The organism is Salinicola endophyticus (assembly GCF_003206575.1).
GTDB classification, from domain to species: domain Bacteria; phylum Pseudomonadota; class Gammaproteobacteria; order Pseudomonadales; family Halomonadaceae; genus Salinicola; species Salinicola endophyticus.
The window spans coordinates 1-680 of record NZ_PZJO01000015.1 but is presented as its reverse complement, the minus strand read 5'-3'; the positions used below and the strand labels follow the sequence as shown (position 1 = coordinate 680).

The 680-nt window shown below is 60.4% G+C and carries 1 protein-coding gene; it reads left to right on the top strand.

The genetic code is table 11. From position 1 onward, the window contains the following. Positions 1-680: tandem-95 repeat protein (locus tag DOM66_RS19320; RefSeq protein WP_157959109.1), on the top strand; the 680-nt coding region annotated here is incomplete at both ends.

Genomic DNA, 680 nt, shown 5'->3' with positions numbered 1-680 from the left:
AGCTTCAATAGCGACGGCAGCTACACCTTCACGCCGGGGACGGACTTCGACAGCCTGGCCGCTGGCCAGAGTCGCGACGTCACCTTCACCTACACCGCCACTGACAACAATGGCGGCGTCAGTGCGCCGCAGACGGTGTCCATTACCGTCACTGGCACCAATGACCTGCCAGTCGCCAAGGCCGACACCCAGAGCACGGGTGAAAACCAGATACTCGAAGGTAGTGTCCCGGCGGCCACCGATGTCGATGGCACGGTGGAGAGCTATCAGCTCGCGTCTGGCTTGGGTCAGGGCAATGGTAGCCTTAGCTTCAACAGCGACGGCAGCTATAGCTTTACCCCGGGTACGGACTTCGACGGCTTGTCGGTGGGTGAAAGTCGCAATGTCACCTTCACCTACACCGCCACGGATAACGACGGCGGTGTCAGCGCCCCGCAGACGGTCACTATCACCGTCACCGGTACCAACGATCTGCCGGTGGCCAAGGCTGATACCCAGACCCTCGATGAGAACCAAGTGCTGGCAGGCAATGTGCCTGCCGCGACCGATGTCGATGGCACGGTCGAGAGTTATCAATTGGTCAATGGTGTTGGCGACAACAACGGTTCGCTGAGTTTCAACAGCGACGGCAGCTACACCTTCACGCCAGGGACGGACTTTGACAGTCTGGCCGCTGGCCA